The organism is Haladaptatus sp. SPP-AMP-3, from assembly GCF_049568665.1.
GTDB classification, from domain to species: Archaea; Halobacteriota; Halobacteria; order Halobacteriales; family Haladaptataceae; genus Haladaptatus; species Haladaptatus paucihalophilus.
In genome coordinates this window covers 423624-441012 of record NZ_CP145897.1, presented here as the reverse complement: position 1 = coordinate 441012, position 17389 = coordinate 423624, and the positions used below count along the sequence as shown (strand labels likewise).

The 17389-nt window shown below is 65.3% G+C and carries 13 protein-coding genes; 3 read left to right on the top strand and 10 right to left on the bottom strand.

Translation table 11 applies throughout. The annotated features are described in order from the left end of the window. Positions 1-72: 72 nt before the first annotated feature. The 9 genes from V5735_RS02750 to V5735_RS02710 all read right to left on the bottom strand — a co-directional run bounded on the left by V5735_RS02750 (position 73) and on the right by V5735_RS02710 (position 12272). Positions 73-2127: a glycosyltransferase family 39 protein gene (locus V5735_RS02750; protein ID WP_423744964.1), complete on the bottom strand. Its 2055-nt coding sequence runs from the start codon at positions 2125-2127 to the stop codon at positions 73-75. Position 2128: 1 nt separating this feature from the next. Continuing rightward, entirely contained in the window at positions 2129-3262 is a 1134-nt protein-coding gene (locus tag V5735_RS02745; RefSeq protein WP_423744963.1) for an ABC transporter ATP-binding protein, read from the bottom strand. Further along, complete coding sequence (locus V5735_RS02740; protein WP_423744962.1) at positions 3252-4865, bottom strand: ABC transporter permease; 1614 nt, start codon at positions 4863-4865, stop codon at positions 3252-3254. The genes V5735_RS02745 and V5735_RS02740 overlap by 11 nt, the downstream gene beginning before the upstream one ends. Positions 4866-4868: 3 nt before the next feature. Then, on the bottom strand, positions 4869-6044 hold the full coding sequence (locus V5735_RS02735) for an ABC transporter substrate-binding protein (protein WP_423744961.1): 1176 nt from the start codon (positions 6042-6044) through the stop codon (positions 4869-4871). A gap of 109 nt (positions 6045-6153) precedes the next feature. Further along, positions 6154-7350 (bottom strand): alpha-1 4-glucan-protein synthase, encoded by a 1197-nt coding sequence (locus tag V5735_RS02730; protein ID WP_423744960.1) that lies wholly within the window; start codon positions 7348-7350, stop codon positions 6154-6156. Between the two features lie 84 nt (positions 7351-7434). Next, on the bottom strand, positions 7435-8115 hold the full coding sequence (locus tag V5735_RS02725; RefSeq protein WP_423744959.1) for an HAD hydrolase family protein: 681 nt from the start codon (positions 8113-8115) through the stop codon (positions 7435-7437). A 155-nt stretch (positions 8116-8270) separates the two neighbouring features. Beyond that, on the bottom strand, positions 8271-9392 hold the full coding sequence (locus V5735_RS02720; protein WP_423744958.1) for a hypothetical protein: 1122 nt from the start codon (positions 9390-9392) through the stop codon (positions 8271-8273). Position 9393: 1 nt separating this feature from the next. Further along, positions 9394-10938, bottom strand: a complete 1545-nt coding sequence (glpK, locus tag V5735_RS02715) for a glycerol kinase GlpK (protein WP_423744957.1) — start codon at positions 10936-10938, stop codon at positions 9394-9396. A 194-nt stretch (positions 10939-11132) separates the two neighbouring features. Further along, positions 11133-12272: a Cdc6/Cdc18 family protein gene (locus V5735_RS02710; RefSeq protein ID WP_423744956.1), complete on the bottom strand. Its 1140-nt coding sequence runs from the start codon at positions 12270-12272 to the stop codon at positions 11133-11135. Between the two features lie 183 nt (positions 12273-12455). Here V5735_RS02710 and glpA point away from each other — a divergent pair, with 183 nt between their 5' ends. The 3 genes from glpA to V5735_RS02695 are packed head-to-tail and all read left to right on the top strand — an operon-like array spanning position 12456 to position 16718. Further along, a complete protein-coding gene (gene glpA / locus V5735_RS02705; RefSeq protein WP_423744955.1) occupies positions 12456-14123 on the top strand; it encodes an anaerobic glycerol-3-phosphate dehydrogenase subunit GlpA in 1668 nt (555 codons plus the stop codon). Further along, on the top strand, positions 14113-15393 hold the full coding sequence (glpB, locus tag V5735_RS02700) for a glycerol-3-phosphate dehydrogenase subunit GlpB (RefSeq protein ID WP_423744954.1): 1281 nt from the start codon (positions 14113-14115) through the stop codon (positions 15391-15393). The genes glpA and glpB overlap by 11 nt, the downstream gene beginning before the upstream one ends. Next, the gene (locus V5735_RS02695; protein ID WP_423744953.1) at positions 15390-16718 is read left to right on the top strand and encodes an anaerobic glycerol-3-phosphate dehydrogenase subunit C; all 1329 of its coding nucleotides are present in this window, start codon (positions 15390-15392) and stop codon (positions 16716-16718) included. Before glpB ends, V5735_RS02695 begins: the two co-directional genes overlap by 4 nt. On the opposite strand, the gene V5735_RS02690 is transcribed toward V5735_RS02695, so the two are convergent. Beyond that, complete coding sequence (locus V5735_RS02690) at positions 16711-17382, bottom strand: hypothetical protein (protein WP_423744952.1); 672 nt, start codon at positions 17380-17382, stop codon at positions 16711-16713. The genes V5735_RS02695 and V5735_RS02690 overlap by 8 nt on opposite strands. Positions 17383-17389 lie beyond the last annotated feature (7 nt).

Here is a 17389-nt window from a genome sequence, read left to right as displayed (position 1 = left end):
TTTCCGGAGGGGACTCGAAATAAATAGGAAAATCGGTTCGAACGGTGCGATTTCGACGTGCCACGAGGGCCGTTATTCGGTCCCGCGCAACCGCGTTTCGAGCGAGACGCCGGGTGCCGTCTCGTTCGGGAGGTACGCGGTCCCCTCGCCGCCGCAGGTTCGTGCCACGCGACAGACTCCTTCGTACGGAGTCAGCGCCCGAACCGACCCGTCGCGTCGTTCGACCGGTAGTCGAAGGAGATAGGAGAAGCCGGTTCCTTCGGCGTTTTCCACGTACATCTCGACCGCGACGGTATCGGTTTCGCCGACCGGAACCGCCGCGCCGTCGCCGACGGCGCTGACGTTCGCCCCGACCAGCCGTGCGCGTCCGTCCGAAACGACGAGTCGGAAGCGGGCCGAGCGGTCGCCCTCGACGACGTAGTAGCCGCTTCCCGAGTCGGACGCGAGGCGAATCGACGCCGACCCGACCGACCGCGGAAGTCCGGCGGTCGTCGTCAGCGACACCGACCCCCCGCGAACCTCCCGGACTCGTTGGAGTCGCGGCTCGACCGCTTCGCCGCCGTCGGGTGCCCACTGCCCGCGATAGACGTATCGGTACAGCGTGCGGTTCGGGTACGCGTCCACGACGTCGAAGCGGTTCGGACCGTCGAGCGCGTAGACGACGGGGCCGCCGAAGTCCGGGTCGTTGCGGAACGCCTGGAACGGGTGGTTCAGCCAGTTTCCGTACGTCGTCGGCACGAAGACGAGCGCGTCGTCGAACGACCGGTTCTCGACGGGCGAGTACGCCGCGCGATACTGGTCGGTGACGGTCGCGTTCGCCCGGTACGGCGACGTCGCCACCGCCGCGGTTACGCCACCGAAGACGACCGTCGAGAGGACGAGCAAGGCGACGACGGCGGGTTTCGCCCGGCTTGGCGACAGGGAGGATTCGACCCGCCCGCGGAGCCAACGCGCCGCGACGACGGCCCCGAACGCGCCGAACGCAGCCGTCGGCAGGAGCAGGTCGAAGTGGTAGTACGGACCGAAGAAGTGAATCAACCCGTCGCCCGGGTCGGAAATCGTGCCCGCGATGTTGCGATTGCCCCAGAAGTAGACGTTGCCCAGCACGACGGACGGAACGAGTCCGGCGAGCACCGCACGCGCTTGATTTTGCGAGAACTCCGCCCCCCAGTCGCTCGGCCGAGTCCAACGGACGCCCGCGAGGACCCCGACGAGCGCCAGCGCGGTTCCGAGGGGACCGCCCGCGACCCAGTTGACGAACAGGTCCGAAACGACGGCCAAATTCGACCGTAACGCGAGCCTAACCGTGTACCGCTGTTCGTATCCGAGCAGTTTCCGATGGCCGAACCCGAGACCGTCGAGCGGCGCGAAGGCTTCGTAGGGGAAGACGAGCGGGGACCCGGTGACCGCGGCGTTGTAGCCGAGCGCGACGACCACGCCGAGGGACCCGACCGCCGCCACGGTTCCCAGTCGCACGACGGCCGTGCGGTCGAACCGCGTCGAGCGAAGCGAATAGAGGGCGTGAGCGACGAACGGCAGGGCGAAGAGGAGCGCGGTGTAGGGACGGGAGAAGAACGCGATGCCGACGGCCGCCCCCGCGAGCACGGCGTACGAGTTTCGCTCCGTTCGAGCGGAGCGGAAGTACGCGAAGGCGAACAGCAGGTTCCAGAACGTCGTCGGCGCGTAGGGCAGGAAGACGGCGGAGTCCACGAGGAACAGCGGGGAGGCGAAAAACAGGACGGTGGCGAGGAGTCCCGTCCGGCGTTCGAACGCTTGGGTGGCGACGAGCGCGACGAGCGCGACGTTTCCGGCGGCGACGAGCGCCAACGAGAGGCGGACGTGCCCGAACAGTTCTCCGAGCGCGAACATGGCCGCCGGGACGGGTGCGTACTTGGGATACAGTCCGCTCGCGTCGCGGACGAAAAACCACGGACGGAACGCATCGGGGACGGGCGGGTGCAGGAAGAGTTTACCGTCCAGCAGCATCGCGGCCTGCTGAAGGTAGACGCCCTCGTCGTGATTGAGGGAGTGGTACGGAAAGAGTTTCGTGGCGACGAGAAACGTGACGACGGCGGCGAGTATCGACAGGGCGACGATGCCGTCTCGCGTGCGCCGTCGCGCCGTCATCTCACTCGGACGGGTACCACGCGAGCGTGTGGTCGGCCATCAGTTCGACGTCCACGGGTTGTCCAATTTCGAAGTCCTTGACGTGGTTGTGCTGGCAGTAGACGAGTTCGCCCGAACCGAGTTCGACGTGGTAGACGAACGACGGGCCGGTGTACTGGCGGTGGACGATGTGGCCGTCCGCGGCGTCGCCCTCGGTCGCCCGTGCTCGGAGGTCGTCGGGGCGGACGAGCACGTCCACGACCGCGCCGTCGTACTCCTCGGTCAGGCCTTCGAGTTGGTCGGCGTCGAACGTCCTGAGCGCCGTGTCCACGCGGCCGTCGCCCAGTCGCCCCGAGACGAATCCCGCCTGTCCGAGGAAGCTGGCGACGAACCGCGATTCGGGGTGTTCGAAGACCATCTCGGGCCGACCGACCTGTTCTATCTGTCCGCCGTTCATCACGGCCACGCGGTCACTGATGGAGAGCGCTTCCTCCTGGTCGTGGGTGACGGAGACGGCCGTGACGCCCGCTTCCTTGAGGATGGCGCGGACCTCCTCGCGCATCTCGACGCGGAGTTTCACGTCGAGGTTCGAGAACGGTTCGTCCAACAGGAGAATTTCCGGTTCGGGGGCGAGCGACCGCGCGAGCGCGACCCGCTGTTGTTGTCCGCCCGAAAGCTGGTCGGGGGTGCGGTCGCGGTGGCTCTCCAGTCCGACGAGTTCGAGCAGTTCGGACACGCGCTCCTCGGTTTCCATTTCGTCCGCCTCGGTCAGGCCGAAGGCGATGTTCTCCGCGACCGTGAGGTGGGGAAAGAGGGCGAAGTCCTGAAAGACGATGCCCACGTCGCGGTTCTCGGGTTCGACGAACTCGTCGCCGGAGATTCGCTTCCCGCGGAGTCGAATCTCGCCGTCGTCCGGGCGTTCGAGTCCGGCCATCATCCGGAGCGTGGTCGTCTTGCCACAGCCGGACGGACCGAGCATGGTGAGCAGTTCGCCCTCACGAACGTCGAGCGAGAGGCTTTCGACCGCGGTTTCGTGGCCGTACTCCTTGACGACGGTATCGAGTTCGAGCACCGCGTCCGGTTCCGCGCCGGTTTCGTCGGTCGTCGTGGGCGATTCGTCGTCGGTCGATGGCGAGCGGAGCGTGCTATTTGACATCGTAGTCCTCCTGTTTGATGATGATGAGCAGCGAGAGGCCGGAGATACCGACCAGTATGAGCGCGGGAATCGCGGCCTTTCCGTAGTGGCCCGCGCCCTGCACCTTCCAGATGTAGGTGACGAACGTCTCGAACTCCGGCGGGCGGAGCAGGAGCGTCGCCGGGAGTTCCTTCATCGTCGTTAGGAACACCAGCGCCGCGCCCGCCGCGACGCCGGGCGCGATGAGCGGGAGCGTCACCTTGCGGAACGCCGCGCCGGGCGAGTAGCCGAGCGTCTGGGCCGCCTCCGTCAGTTTCGGGTTCACTTGGAGCACCGACGAGCGGACGGTGCCGACCGCTTGGGGCAGGAACCGGACGATGTAGGCGAAGACGAGCAGCGGAATCGTCTGGTAGAGTGCTGGCGCGTACGCCGACCCGAACGAGACGAGGGCCAGCCCCAAGACGATTCCGGGCACGGCGTAGCCGACGTAGGTCGCCCGGTCGAGGACGGTCGCTACGGTCGAGCGGTGGCGGGCCGAGAGGTACGCGACCGGAATCGCGGCGAGCACGCCGAAGATGGCGGCCATGCCTGAGACGCCGACGGAGTTCCACGCGTACTCCCAGTGGAAGGCGAAGGAACTCGACCCGTAGGTCGGGTCGGCCCGGAGCATCCAGAAGACGAGCATGCCCAGCGGGACGACCAGACAGAGGACCGCGACGGCGCTGCTGAACAACAGCGCCGGGTAGCGCCACGCGCCGAGTTCGATGACCGCCGAGCGGTTCGAACCGCTACTGCCGCCGTTGGTTCCGGCGTTGATGCGCGATTCCAGCGCGAGGATGACGACGGTGACGGCGACGAGTTGCAACGAGAGCAGCGACGCGAAGTCCCGACCCCACGCGTTGTACTGAACGTAAATTTGCTGGGTGAACACCTCGAAGTGCATGATGGTCGGCGTTCCAAAGTCGGAGAGGGCGTACAGCGCGACGAGGAGGGACCCGGCGGCGATACCGGGAAGAATCTGGGGCATGGTGACGCGCTTGAACGCCTCCCAACGCGAGTGGTTGAGGGTGCGGGCCGCCTCGACCAGCGTGTCGTCGAACGAGAGCAGCGAGGCCCGCGTCGTCAGGAAGACGTAGGGGTAGGTGAACAGCGTCAGGACGAGCGCCGCCCCGAAGAAGCCATACATCGACGGAATCGATTCGACGCCGAGCGGCGCGAGTGCGTCGGCGAGTTCACCTTGCGGTCCGAACGCCGAAACGAACGCGAACGCGCCGATGTAGCTGGGGACGACGAGCGGGAGCGCGCCGACGACGGTCCAGAACCGCCGGAACGGCAGGTCCGTCTGGACGGTCAACACGGCGAGCGGGACGCCGATGAGAATCGACCCGGCCGTGACGGCGACGATGAGGGCGACGCTGTTCCCAAGCACCGTCAGCGTCGCGCCGCGGGTCAGCATCGAGACGATCCGGTTCGCGTCCATCCCGAGGACGCGGACGACCAGCCAGAGGACGGGAAAGAGAACGGCGGCGGCGACGGCTCCACTGACGAGGGTCAGTCCGACCGGTGTCGACTCGTCGTCCCCGCTCGAGTCGGCCAGTCGTTGGAGTCGGTCGCGCGTCGCCATCGATTATAACACTCCCACCTCGCGCATCAGCTGCAGCGTCGGTTGCACGTTCGAAAGCTTCGAGAGGTCTATCTCCGGCGGCTGAAGCTCCTCGATGGGGGGCAGTCCGCCGACCGGTTTCACGCCCGAAATCATCGGGTAGCCGAGCGTGACCGTGGCGAAGAACTCCTGTGCCTCCGAGGAGAGCAGGTGGAGGGCGAAGTTGCCAGCGAGTTCCTTTTGATTCGTTCCTTGGATTATCTCCGCGCCGGAGACGTTCACCAGCGCGCCCGCGTCGTTCTTCGTGAACGCGAGGTCGATGGGGGCGTCGGGCCGCTGGGACTGCACGCGGAGCGCGTAGTAGTGGTTGGCGAACCCGGCCCCGATTTCGCCGTCGGCGACGGCGTTCGAGACGAGGAACTCGTCCTTGTACTCCGTGACGCCCTGTTTTTGCATTCCCTTCAGCCACGCTTTCGTCTTCTTCTCGCCGTCGAGCACGCGCATGGCGGTGACGAAGGACTGGAACGCGCCGTAACTCGGTGCCCACCCCATCGCGTTCTTGAACTGCTGTTGGTCGGGGAGCGCGAAGATGCTGTCCGGGATGTCCGATTTCGAGAACTTATCCGTGTTGTACGGAATGGTTCGGGCGCGGCCCTCGATGCCGACCCAACTGTCCTTGGGACCGCGGTAGTGTTCGGGGACCTTCGTCAGCACGTTCTGGGGGAGGGCGGTCGTCGCGCCGCTGTCGGCGACGACGCCGAGGGACCCGGCGTCGATGGAGAGGAACAGGTCGGCCCTGCTCCCGCTTCCCTTGTTCTCCTCGATGATGGTGTTGGCGAGGGAGGCGGAACTGTCCGTCTTGACGAGGATGTCGAGGTCCGGATACCGACCGTCGATGTAGTCGATGAGACGCTGGTACAGTCCGCCCTCGCCGCCGCCGAGGTAGAGGGTGAGTTTTCCCGAGAGGTCGGGCATGTCGTCCATCGACGTGCCGCCGGGTTTCGGGCGGTCCTCGACGAGGGGACCGGACCCCATGATGTCGCTCTCGTTCACGTCCGCCGTATCGTTACCGTTCCCACCGGTCCCCGGCAACGACGTGCATCCCGCGAGTCCGAAAACGGTCGCTGCCGCCGTCGAGGCCAGAACCGAACGCCGACCGACCCCCCTTCGGTCGGCACTATCGGCACCGTTGTCGCTCATAACTAGAATTAGGCTCGCCTAAAACGTTTATACCTGCCGGTTCAGGTGCGATTCCTCGACGAATGCGGGTGGAAAAAACGACGGATGACCCGATGAACGGGACGTCGTGTCAGTCGTCCGCCGGGACGGGCGCTCGGACGGATTCGAGCGCGTCGAGGCAGTCCAACCAATCGTGCATGTATTCGCCGACGAAGGTTAAAAACTCGCCGTTTTCGTATTCGGACCAGTCGCCCGCGACGAGTTCGTCGGCCATCGACGCGAAGACGGCGGCGTAGGCGTCCGCGTCGTTCCACCGTCCCGCCGCGTCGTCCGTCTCCCAGTTCTCGGGCACGGCGTCGTCGATTATCTTCCACAGGTGTTCGTTCAGCTCCAACCCGGCGACCTCGTTCTGCAGGTCGCCGAACGTCGAGCGCGGCGCTTTGTTGTGCTCACAGAGCGGGCCGCCGTTGTATATCCGCGCGCCGAGGAGGTCACAGGCGCGCTTGAGGAAGACGCCGCTCCATATGTCGTCGAACCGTCCGACGCCCCACGGGTTGTCGTCCATGGGCAATTGGTAGAACGCCGGGACGACCGCCCGGCGGAACGCGAGGTTCATCGAGCAGACGGTGAGGTAGTCGCCGGGCGCGGCCACGAAGTCGTCTTCGAAATCCGCCGCTGTCGTGCGGGTCTGGGCCTGCCCTTGCAAGTCGCCGTCCATCAGGATTCGAACCGCGTCCAAGTCGGGGACGTTCGTCCAGAGTCCTTGCGAGGCGACGACGTTCGAGACGGTGGCTTCCGTCGTCTCGATGTCCTCGTCCATCGCGGAATAGGGGTAGCCGCGCGGGTACAGTCCGTGCTCGTCGGCGTTCTGATAGAGGACGTTCACCCATCGCTCGTCCGAGGAAACCGCCTCGATTTCGCCGTCGAACCGGAGGTTTCGCAGGTGCCGACCGAAGAAGTCGTCGTCGGGGTGCGGGAGCGTGTCGTCGTCGATGAAAAATCCGTAGTCGAATTCGCCCGCCCAGAGGTAGAGCAAGCCGAAACTCGTCTGGGCGTGGCTGGCGTCGGGAATCAGGTGACCGAACTCGGTGATTCCGTGCGCTTCGAACCACGCCTCGCGTCGCGCGCCGTCGAAGACCTCGCCGGAGACACCCGCCGAATCGAGCATCGCCGCCATCGCGTCGGTGTCACAGAAGTCCTCCGTGACGAGCACGACGTGCAGTCGGTCGAGGTCGAAGCCGTGTTCCCGAGCGTTCTCGAAGTACGCCCGCATACACTCGTACTCCCGAATCGTCGGGACGACGACGCAGATGTCGGCTTCCGTCATTGTGCCTCTTGTCCTGAATGATTTAGGCATGCCTAAAAGGTTGTCTATCTCGTTCGTGGCGGCGTTCCGACCAATTCCGACGGCTCACTCGTCGGACCGCTCGCGTATCTCCTCCAGAATCGAAATCGTGCCCGCCGAGTAGGATTCCTCGACGACCGTTCCGGCGGCGCGTTTGGCCTTCTCGTCGGCGTTCGCCACCGCGTAGCTCTCGCCGACGACGCCGAAGGTGGAGACGTCGTTTTCCGAATCGCCGACGGCGACGAACTCCTCCGGGTCGCGGCCGAGCAGTTTGGCGACGGATTTGATGCCCATGCCCTTGCTGACGCCGGAGGATTTGACGTGGTAGGCGAACCCCGTGTCCACGACCTCTTGGCCGTACTCGCTGGCGAGTTCGGAGAGCGGGCCGAGCGGTTGGTCGCGTCGGACGGCGATTTCGGTTTCGCGCCAGCGGTTGGTCAGGTCGCTTTTTCCCCAACCGAGTTCGTAGCCCGCCTCCTCGTACGCGTTTGCGACGCGCCGTGCGGCGTCGCCGTCCCCGTTTCGCGTGATATCGTCGTCCACGAGGACGATGCCGCCATTCTCGGCGATGACGAGTTCGGGAATCTGCAGGAAGTGACAGAGGGAGACGGGATAGGGAAACGCCTTCCCGGTGGCGATGACGACCGGGGCGTCCCACCGAGGTAGGAGGTCGAAGAATCGCGGGTCGATGGAGTCGTCCGGGCGAGTCATCGTGCCGTCGATGTCGAGAACGAGGGGCGGAACCATACCGGGGATTCGTCGGTTCGGCACTTAGTTTCGGCGTTGAACTATCGTCGTCTCGGACGCGAGCGAAGGCGCTCCGGGTGGCGTCGCTCGTCGCCCGAATTCGATGAAAAAGAACCGGTGTCGAAAACGGTAACTCGGAAAAACGGGCTCCCGGATTACAGCGCCGGGACCCACGCGCTCTGCGGGAAGACGCCGAGCATGGCGCACACCGCGACGAGGAACGTGCCGAAGACGATGGACGCGGCCGGGGGGTCCATGTGCGTGTCGGCGTGGGAGTAGAACACGCGCTGGAACGCCTCGCCGAACAGGGCGCAGACGAGGCCGAAGACGGCACCCACGGCGAGCGCGGTCAGGAGCGGAATCTCGGCCTGAATTGCGGCCGGGGAAGCCGTTGTAATGTTCATGCTCGCCGGAGCGAGCGCCAACGCGGCGGTGCTCGCGGGCAGACTCATATGGTGGGTGACGGGCATCTTCTCGACGCCGCAGTTCAGGAAGACGAGGCTGGCCGCGCTGATGCCGAACGCGAGGAACGGACTGCCCGTCTCGTAGGCCGTGTACGCGCCGAGAATCCCGACGACGAGACCGAGCGTCGCCACGTTGGCCCACTTGTACTGGTGGGGGAGCCACGGTTCGACGAGGAATCGGCCGCTCGCCGTCCCGCCGTCGGCTTGCGCGGACCCGCCGTCCGCCGCCGCCGCGTCGCCGATGACGCGGCGTTCCTCGGACTCGAACGGGGACATGTTCAACAGGCCCTGTTTGGCGTTGCCGATGATGCTGTAGCCGAACGCGAGTCGGTGGAGCACGGCCGAGAGGACGACGCCCATCGCGATGGGGTCGTAGGGCATGGCGAAAATCGTGGACAACTGGGTGAACCAGTAGCCGAACACGCCGAACACGCCGCCGACGACGAGTACGTCGGGTTTCGTCCCCAGCGAGAACGAGATGTTCTTCGCTTCGTGGAAGTCAAAGCCGGTTTCCATGTAGCCGCGCTTGGCGGCGTAGGCGGCCGCGGCCGCACCCGCCGCGAAACTGATGGCAGGCGAGAACACGGGACCGAACGCGATGGTCCCCGTGATTCCCAACGCGCCGAGTTCGCTCGCTTTCCCCGGACCGGCGGCGGCGACGTAGCGTCCAACGACGTTCGCCGCTTCCCCGGCGATGACCATGAACCCGGTGAAGATGAACGCCGGGAGCGCGCCGACCGCCGCGCCGAACGCGCCGCCAGCGAAGGCGGCGATGAGCATCTCGAGGGCCCAGAGCGAGGAGAGGTCGGCCATCTCAGGCACCACCTTCGCTCGCCCAGTCGAGCGACCGCTCGACCGCGTCCTGCCAGCGGCTGTACTTCTCGTCGGCCTCGTCGCTCGCCATGTTCACCTCGAACTCGCGGTCCACCTGCCAGTTGTTCCGGAGTTCGTCCACCGTTTCCCAGTAACCGACGGCGAGTCCGGCGGCGTAGGCCGACCCGAGCGCGGTCGTCTCGTCCACCACGGGGCGAACGATGTCCGTCCCCAGAATGTCGGCCTGCAACTGACAGAGGAAGTTGTTCTTCACCGCGCCGCCGTCCACGCGGAGGGATTCGACTTCGATGCCGCTGTCGGCCTCCATCGCCTCGGCCACGTCGCGGGTCTGGTAGGCGATGGCTTCGAGCGTCGCCCGAACGACGTGCTCCTTCCGCGTTCCGCGGGTCATCCCGACGAGGGTGCCGCGAGCGCGCTGGTTCCAGTGTGGCGCACCGAGGCCCGTGAACGCCGGGACCATGTACACGCCGTCCGTCGAATCGACGCTTCTGGCGAGGTTCTCGGTCTTCGCCGCGTCCTCGATGAGGTCCATGTCCACGAGCCATTCGATGGCCGCGCCGGTGACGAAGATGGAGCCTTCGAGCGCGTACTGTACGGGTTCGCCCGAGCGCTGGAATCCGATGGTCGTGAGGAGGCCGTGTTCGCTCTCGACGGCCTCGTTACCCGTGTTGAGCAGGAAGAAACTGCCCGTCCCGTAGGTGTTCTTCGCGTCCCCGGCGTCGAAGCAGGTCTGACCGAACAGCGCCGCCTGCTGGTCGCCGAACGCGCCCGCGACCGGGACTTCCGCGCCGAGGAACCCGTCGGAGTCGGTCGAGCCGTAGGTCTCGTCGTCGCTCGACGGGCGGACTTCGGGCAGCATCTCGCGCGGGACCCGGAACTCCTCGCAGAGGCCGTCGTCCCAGTCCATCTCGTGGATGTCGAACAACATCGTTCGGGACGCGTTCGTCACGTCCGTGATGTGCTCGCCCGTCAGGTTGTATATCAGCCACGAGTCGATGGTTCCGAACAGGATTTCGCCGGTCTCGGCGCGGTCGCGCAAGTCCGCCGGGCGAGCGCGCTGGGTCTTGATGGGTTCGGCGTTGTCGAGCAACCATTCGGCTTTCGTCGCCGCGAAGTACGCGTCCGGTTGGAGTCCCGTCTTGGCTCGAACCGCGTCGGCTTTGCCGTCCTCCTCCAGTCGTTCGATGCGGTCGGTCGTTCGGCGGTCCTGCCAGACGATGGCGTTGTGGACCGGTTTGCCGGTCTCCGCGTCCCACAGCAAGGTCGTCTCGCGCTGGTTGGTGACGCCGAGCGCGGCGAGTTGGTCGGCTTCGATGCCCGCCTCCGCGAGCGCGGATTCGATGACCGACTGCGTGTTCTCCCAGATTTCGAGCGGGTCGTGTTCCACCCATCCGGGTTCCGGGTATATCTGTTCGTGTTTTTCGTAGGCGTTCGCGACCACCGTCCCGGCGTGGTCGAACACCATGAATCGAGTGCCTGTCGTTCCTTGGTCGATAGAGCCGACGTAGGTTTCGTTCGTTTTCATTGGGGTAGCCTCCGTACGATTGCTGCTGAATGACCGGTACCATTCAGTGTGGCCCGCCCATTTTTACTGGTTCAGGGCCATTGGCTGTAAACATCAAACACTTTCATTATAAAAGTTCCCCCTTCAACGATGGCTCACCGGGGTCGTGAACGAAACTCCCCGTCAACGTTTCCGTCGAGACGCTCCGAGACCCGTCAATCGTCGTGGAGTGCGCGGAACGCGAGCGTCGGAAACCGCGGTTCGAGTCTGCTCGGCTGTCGTCCGCTCCGCCGCCCGTTTCTGGTCGTGACCCGTTCGAGAACGCCCGCTTCCGCCAGTTCGTAGAGGTAGCGGGTGACGGTGCCGGGGGAGAGGTCCGTTTCGGTGGCGACGGCGGCGGCGCTGGCTTCGACCGACGTTCGCGCGTCGGCGTCGAGTTCGAGCAGTTCGGCGAGGACGCGGCGACGATTCTCGGGAAGGGAGAGGACGATACCGAGCGGAACCCCGTCGCGCGGAACCGCGTCCATCGCCGCCTCCAGATACTCGTCCAGAATCCTGTCGGCGCCGGCATCGACCGCGAGCGTCACCGCGCCGAACAGCGCCGCGAGGGCGTCGTGGGCGTCGCCCTCGGCCCACTCCGCGATGGTCTTCACTTGGGCGTGTTCGAGGATGCCCTGTCGCAATCCGCGCGACGCCCGCTCCGTGACGACGTCGGTGAGTTCGTGCGTGCTGTAGGCCGGTATTTCGAGCGCGTGCTCTTCCCTACTGCGAGTTCTCCCGATGGTAAGCACGGAGAGCGACCCGCTCATGTCCTCGAACAGCGCGGTCACCTCCTCGGCGGCGAGCGTTTCGTCCTCGCCCACGTGGTCCACCGCGACGACGACCTTGTTCGAACGGCTCACGGCTGTCGCCAACTTTCGTTGCAGGACGCCGGTGCCGACGCCACGTTCGGGCACGTGGTCGTCGGTGAGGGAGTCGAGAACGGCCCGATACAGTCGGAACGCCGTACTCGCCGCCCGTGCGTCGATGTACACGAAGTCGAAGCCGTCTTCGTCGACGGCCCGAGTGGTCGTCAGTATCGTCCCGCGCTCGGGGGACAGTTGCGTTGCGAGTTGACTGAACAGCGCGGAGACGAGCGCGGATTTTCCGGCTCCGGTCGGGCCGTAAAGGTGAACGTTCGGCGGAAGATGCCCGGAAAAGAGGGGGTCGAGCGCGTCGAGCAATCGCTCCAAGGTCGAACCCCGACCGACCGGATTCGAGACGTGTGTCACCGGACTGAGTGCACTCCACTCGACGACGAGGTTGGCGGCGGGCGGCGTCGCCCGTCGTCGCTCGATGCGCTCACCAATGTCCATTATCGCGGTCTAACCGGTCGGATATAGATAACAGTTGTCTCTCCGCTGTATCGTTGGGAGGCTTCGACCGGACCGCTTCGTGCGTATCCGGCCGCTATCCCCGCCGTCAACGGCCGTTCCGTATTTTATCTATACTACCCTCCTTGGCGGTAAACTAAAGTGCGTTCCAACTAACCCACACCCATGGCAACTGACGCCGATGTGCTCGTCGTCGGGGGTGGTTCGACGGGCACGGGCATCGCCCGGGACCTCGCGATGCGGGGACTCGACGTGACGTTGGTCGAGAAGGGAAATCTCACCCACGGTACGACGGGCCGGATGCACGGCCTGCTCCATAGCGGCGGCCGATACGCCGTCTCCGACCAAGCCAGCGCCGAGGAGTGTATCGAGGAGAATCGCGTCCTTCGGGACATCGCCAGTCACTGCGTCGAGATGACCGGCGGGCAGTTCGTCCAGTTGGAGGGCGATTCCGACGACTACTTCGAGGAGAAGTTAGAGGGCTGTCGGGACTGTGGCATCCCGGCTGAGGAGTTGACCGCGCGGGAGGCCCGCGAACAGGAACCCTACCTCACCGAGGACGTAAAGCGCGCGATTTCGGTCCCCGACGGGGCCATCGACCCGTTTCGGCTCTGCGTCGCCAACGCGGCCGACGCCGAGATGCACGGGGCGCGAATCGAGACGCACGCGGAAGTGACGGACGTGCTGGTCGAGGGAAGCGACGTGACCGGCGTCGAAGTGCGCCACGCGAGCGGGCCGGGAAAGCGGAACCACGCGAAACCCGGCACGACCGAGGAGATTCGCGCCGAATACGTCGTCAACGCGACGGGCGCGTGGGCCGGACGACTCGGCGACATGGCGGGCGTCGACGTCGAAGTCCGTCCGTCGAAAGGCGCGATGGTGGTGATGAACTGCCGACAGGTGGATACCGTCATCAACCACTGTCGTCCGAAAGGCGACGCCGACATCATCGTTCCCCACGAGACGACGGCGATTCTCGGGACCACGGACGAGGAGGTAGAAGACCCGGAGAATTACCCCGAGGAAGGCTGGGAAGTCGATATGATGATAGACGAGTTGTCGAACCTCGTTCCCATCCTCCGCGACTCCCGAACGATTCGCTCGTTCTGGGGCGTCCGACCGCTGTACGAACCGCCGGGGACGGGGACGACCGACCCGACGGACATCACCCGCGACTTCTTCCTGCTGGACCACGAGGAGCGCGACGACCTCGGCGGCATGGCGAGCATCGTCGGCGGCAAGTTCACCACGTACCGGATGATGGCCGAGCAGATTTCGGACCACGTGTGCGATAAACTCGGCGTCAGGGCGACCTGCCACACCGCGGACGAACCGCTCCCCGGAAGCCACGATTTTACCCTCCTGCACGACTACATGGAGGAGTTCGGGCTTCGGTCCCCCATCGGACGGCGGAGCGTCCAGCGACTCGGCAGTCGGGCCGAGGGCGTGCTCACGAGCACCGACCCGAACCCCGTGATTTGCGAGTGTGAAGCCGTCACCCGCGCGGAGATTCAGGACGCGATAGAGGGTGCGGGAACCGATTTGAACTCGGTTCGCATCCGCACCCGCGCCTCGATGGGCAACTGTCAGGGCGGCATCTGCTGTCAGCGCATGGCGAGCGAACTCCACCCGGAGTACGACGAACCCACCGCCCGCAACGCGCTGGACGAACTGTTTCAGGAGCGCTGGAAAGGCGAACGGCACGGCCTTTGGGGCGAACAGCTCTCACAGGCCGCGCTGAACTACGCGCTTCACGCGACCACCATGAACCGCGACGGGGACATCGAGAACATCGATTTCGCGGCGTTCGACGGGGGTAACCGTGGCGATTGAGGACGACGTCGTGGTCGTCGGCGGCGGCATCGCCGGGATGGCGACCGCGCTTTCCGCCGCCCGCGAGGGCGCGCAGGTCAGACTCCTCTCGCACAAGGAGAGCACCCTCCGCCACGCGAGCGGACTCATCGACGTGCTGGGGTACGACGACGGACTGGTGGCGGACCCGTTCGAGGCCATTTCGGGACTTCCCGACGAGCATCCCTACCGAATCGTCGGCGAGGAGGGAATCCGCGACGGTCTCGACCTCCTCGATTCCGTGACCGACTACGCAGGCGGCCACACCGACAGGAACGCCCTCGTGCCGACGTTCGGCGGGCGAATCAAACCGACGGCGCGGTACCCTAAAACCAGCGCCAGCGGACTGGCGAGCGACGACCGGGACACCCTGTTGGTCGGCTTCGAGACGGTGACCGATTTCGACGCGCCGTTGGCGGCCGAGCGACTGTCGGCGGACGTGCCGTTCGACGCGCGCGGCGTCACCGTCGCGTTCCCCGGCGACTTTCGGACCGATGCTCGAATCACCCGACTCGCTCACGCGCTGGACGAAAACGAGCGAATCGAACGGACGCGAAACGGGATTTCGACGTCCCTGCCCGTCCGCACCGCGCTCGCCGAACGGGTCGAATCCCACCTCGGCGGCGCGGAGCGCGTCGGTTTCCCGGCGATGCTCGGCGAGGAGCGACCCGGCGAGGTGATCGCGTCACTGGAAGCCGAACTGGGGGCGGACGTGTTCGAGGTGCCGATGGGACCGCCGAGCCTTCCCGGAATGCGCCTCGAAACCGCGTTCCACGACGCCCTCAAAGACGAGGGCGTGCGAACCACGTCCGGGAATCCCGTCGTGGATTTCGAAGGGGACGACGAACTCGAAGCCGTCGTCGTGGAGCGAAACGGCGCGGAAATCCCGTTTTACGGCGACCAGTTCGTGCTGGCGACGGGCGGCCTGGTCGGCAAGGGAATCGATTCGACGCGCGAGCGCGTGTCCGAGCCAATTTTCGACTGTCACGTCCCCGCGCCCGAGGACCGGTACGACTGGTCGGACCCCGAGGCGTTCGGCGAGCACTCCTTCGCCCGATTCGGGGTGGAAACCGACGACGAACTGCGGGTGCTCGACGCGGACGGCGAACCGGAATTCGACAACCTTCGCGCCGCCGGTGGCGTTCTCGGCGGCTACGATTTCGCGGCGGAGAAGTCAGGTAGCGGCGTCTCGCTCTCGACCGGCGTCGTGGCGGGACGGATTGCGAGCGAACAGGTGAATGTGAATCCATGAGTGAGAAGCAAGCAGACCGACGAGACGCGGCAGAACTCCGAGACGTGTTTACAGGCGAACCGCTCGACCTCAGACCGGGGTCCGACGACTGCTATAAATGCTCGACGTGCGACACGGAGTGTCCCGTCGCCGAAGTGGACGACGACTTCCCCGGACCGAAGTTCCAAGGTCCCGAGCAGTGGCGACTCAAGCGCAAGGAGGACCAGGACATCGACGACTCCATCATGTCGTGTTCGAACTGCATGCGCTGTGATAGCGCCTGTCCCTCCGACGTGCCGCTCTCCGGGATGCACAACACGGCTCGCGGGGAGTACGTGGAAGAAGAGATGTCGAAGTTCTCGCGGGAGTACATCCGCAACCGAATTCTGGCGAACTACGGCCGACTCGCGCCGCTCGGCGCGAAGTTCCCCCGCCTCGCCAACTTCGTGATGGGTCTCTCGGTGACGAAGACGGTCTACGAGAAACTCCTCGGCATCGCGGGAGAACGCGAGTTCCCCGCCTTCGCCGAGCAGACGTTCACCGACTGGTGGGAGGAGCGAGGCGGCAACGCCGCCTCGAAAAAGCGAGCGGAGCGCAACCGGGGCGAAGAAGAGTCGGACGACAAGCGCGTCGCCTACTTCCACGGCGACTACTCGAACTTCAATACGCCAGAGGTCGCAAAGTCGATGGTCCGCGTGTACGAGGAGTTCGGCTACGAAGTCGTCGTGCCCGAACAGCGCTGTTCGGGGACGCCGATGTTCGCCAACGGCATGCTGGACGATGCGAAGCGCGCCGCGAAGTTCAACATCGAGACGTTCGCCGCGCTGGTCGAACAAGGGTACGACGTCATCTGCTCGTGTACCTCCTGTTCGATGGCGCTCCGGCAGGAGTACCCCGAACTCTACTCGTTCGACGGCACCGCGAAGGTCGCCGCGAACACCTACGAGGCCCTCGAATTCCTCCGCATCAACGAGGACTTGGACGGCACGCTCGCGGACGCCTCCGTCCCGGAATCTGAGTTCGGCTCGCTCGCCTACCACGCGCCGTGCCACGCCAGAAATCAGGGACTCGACGGGCAGGCCGTCGAACTGCTGTCGGCGCTCGACGGCACCGACCCGGTGGACGTCGGCGACTCCTGTTCCGGCATCAGCGGCACCTACGGCTGGAAGGAGGAGAAGTACGACACGTCGATGAAAATCGGCGAGGAGATGTTCGAACACATGGAGGACACGGAGGGCGAGACTGGCATGACCGAGTGTCCGACCTGCGCGATGCAGATGAACCACGGAACGGGCTACGATATCCGCCACCCGCTCGAAGTGCTGGACGCGGCGCTGGTCAGTTGAATTCGCGCTGAATTCGTCCGGCCGTTTTTCCCGCGTCGGTCGTCTCCCCCGTGGCGGCCGTTTCTTCCGCGGTGTCCCGCGAACGTCGTTCGATGTGATTACGCACTTCGGCCAGCAACTCGTCGGGATGGTCGTTTGCGTAGTATCGAATCGATTTTCCGCTCGTCAGTTCGAGGCGCACGTACGGTTTCTCGTACTGAATCGAGGAGAGCCACTCGTAACGTATCTCGGTCGCTTCGTCCTTCGAATACGGAACTCGAGCCACCATATCGACGCCGACGCCCTCGTGGAACGTGACCGCCTCGTCGCCGACGAAGACGGTCGTGGTGAAGTAGCGTTCGTCCGGCGTCACGAACAAGGACGCGCCGGAACTGTAGTTCAGCGTGTACGTCGATTCGTGGGGCGTCGTTCCCGCCACGGTTCGGCGCACCTGCTTCGTGTACTCCGCGTAGGGGTCGAGCAGGGTCCAGTACGACCGGTCTATCTCCTTCGTCCCGAGATACCAGAGGCCGAGTCCGCTGGTGAGTCCGACGAGGTAGCCGATGCCCGTTCCGGTCGTCGCGCCGAAGAGAATCGAGAGTACGAGCGCGAGCGCGACACCCATTTCGAACCGCCACCCGAGCCACCAGAGGAACGTGCTCACGTCCCCTATCGTGTCGTCCATTCTTTTC